The 2,396-nt window shown below is 59.3% G+C and carries 2 protein-coding genes; one reads left to right on the top strand and one right to left on the bottom strand.

Translation table 11 applies throughout. The features are described 5' to 3' along the window. Window positions 1-181 precede the first annotated feature (181 nt). Window positions 182-1,636: an alanine/glycine:cation symporter family protein gene (locus Q1B08_RS21285; RefSeq protein WP_299823315.1), complete on the bottom strand. Its 1,455-nt coding sequence runs from the start codon at window positions 1,634-1,636 to the stop codon at window positions 182-184. 260 nt (window positions 1,637-1,896) lie between these two features. On the opposite strand from Q1B08_RS21285, the gene Q1B08_RS21280 reads away from it, so the two are divergent. After that, a partial coding sequence (locus Q1B08_RS21280) for a transposase (protein ID WP_299823312.1) occupies window positions 1,897-2,396 on the top strand: 500 nt, incomplete at its 3' end.

The following is a 2,396-nucleotide window of genomic DNA, read 5'->3' as shown; positions in this document are numbered from 1 at the left end:
GGCATCCCCGTCACGCGACCCGTCAGCTGAACCCTACAGGGGAAAGGGGCCGCTCGGCCTTCACGCGTTCCGTGCAAAAGAGCCTCGCCAACCAGTCAGCAACGCAACAGTCCCCTCGGTCGCTTCTGACACAATGACAGTCATCAGAACCATAGCAAATGCGTTGCCGCCGCGCCCGCTTCTATTCCGGGGTCGATGCTTTCGTTTCCTTCTCGACATTGCGGCTCCAAATCGAATGGTCTACTCCGTCGCCAAGTTCGGGGTAGTCTGCGATCTTGAACAGCGGCTCCTTTCCGGCGCGCCTTTGCGCAAAATAGTCCCGCGTGAGCTTCGTAACGGTCTTCGACAGGATCAGGATCGCGATGAGGTTCACCGTCGCCATCAGTGCCATGGAGGCGTCGGCGATGTTGAATACAGTCGTCACCGCCTGCAGCGATCCCCAGATGACCATCAGAACCACGAGCGCCTTCAGCACGAGAAGTGGGATGCGCTTGCCCATGCCGAGAAACTCCATCGCATTCTCGGCATAGGAATAATTGCCGATAATTGAGGTAAAGGCAAAGAACAGGATAGCGATGCCGACGAAGACCGGGCCGAATGCGCCAACATGCTGCTCGAGCGCGATTTGCGTCAACGCCATGCCGGTTGGCGCGCCTTCGGAATAGTCCACCGCGCCCGACAGCAGGATCATCAAGGCGGTCGCGGTGCAGATCACAAGCGTGTCGATGAAGACGCCGAGCCCCTGGACGAGGCCTTGGCTCGACGGATGGTGCGGATCGGGCACGGCGACCGCCGCGATGTTGGGGGCCGAACCCATGCCCGCTTCGTTCGAAAAGAGACCGCGCTTTACCCCGTTGAGCAAAGCGGCCATGAAACCGCCTGTAAAGCCGCCCGCCGCCGCCTCGAAACCAAAGGCCGATTTGACGATCAGCGCCAGCATGGCCGGAACCTCGGTGATGTTGATGAATACGATGACAAGGGCCACAAGAATGTAGAGTCCAGCCATGCCCGGCACAATCTTTTCTGCGACGCGCGCGATTGACTTGATGCCGCCAAAGATCACGATGCCCGCCAGACCACCGATGACGAGGCCACTGACGATCCTTGGGATCGAGAAGGCCTCTTCCATGGCAACGGAAATCGAGTTCGCCTGCACGGCCGAGAAGATCAGCCCGAAACTGAGGATGAGGCAGAGCGAGAATACGTAGCCCATCGCGTTGGAGCCGATGCCCTTTGACATGTAGAAGGCGGGGCCACCGCGATACTGAGCATCCGAATTTCGCACCTTGTAGAGTTGCGCCAACGTCGATTCGGCATAGGCTGTCGCCATACCCACCAGCGCCACCATCCACATCCAGAATACAGCACCGGGTCCGCCAAGATAGATCGCGACGGCAACCCCCGCGAGGTTGCCCGTGCCGACCCGGCTTGCCAGCGAGATCGTAAGGGCTTGAAAGGGAGAGATGCCCGCCGCGGACGTCTCGCGGGAGGATTTGATGACGCGGAAGAACTCGGGAAAATGCCGAAACTGCAGAAACCTCGTTCGCCATGTAAAATAGAGACCCACGGCCAGCAGTCCATAGACCAAGACATAGCCCCAAAGGACCGTATTGACGGAATCGACGATTGCTATCACTGGCTTGCCCCTCGCAAATATCACGCAAGTGTTTAACTGCGCGGTTTCCTGGGGGAACCCTCAATCTTCGAAGGGCTATCATTCAGGAAGATTGTCAGGACACCGGCAGATCGCGGCGAGGTTCCTTACTAGGATTGTTGTCTCGCGCGGTTGCGCGATCTGGCCTTCCACGGGATTTTCCTCCATGGACTGCCTCCTATTTCGACCGGACAGCCCGGCATGATCGTGGAAGGCTCAAGTCTGTGCTTGAGGACATGCTTATGCCCAACGAGACCCATCATCGCGTCGAGGTGATCACTGGCCTTGGCGGACGCCGATACTGGCCGGCGCGAGAGAAGCTGCGCATCATCGAAGAGAGCCTGGTGCCGGGGGAGTCCGTCTTCGCCGTGGCACGGCGCAACGGCGTGGCACCGAACCTGTTGTTCCGGTGGCGCCGGCTGATGGACGAGGGGGACGCGATGGCCGTGGAATCGAACGAGCCGGTAGTCGGCGCCTCTGAGGTCCGCAAGCTCGAGGACCGCGTTCGCGATCTCGAGCACCTGCTCGGTCGCAAGACTATTGAGAACGAAATTCTACGCGAAGCGCTGGTGAAAGCGGGGCAAAAAAAACAGATGGGGCCGTTGAAGAATGCACTATCAGCGGCCTGTAATTGCGTCGTCTCCACCGAAAGGTGTTTCAGACTGTCTGAACGCTGGATTCCGGCGATAATTCAGGTGAGGCGCGGATTGGCCTCGCCCGGGCGGCATTCTGTGCGATCAGG

Source organism: uncultured Jannaschia sp., from assembly GCF_947494025.1.
GTDB lineage: Bacteria > Pseudomonadota > Alphaproteobacteria > Rhodobacterales > Rhodobacteraceae > Jannaschia.
This window is presented reverse-complemented; position numbering and strand designations above follow the sequence as displayed.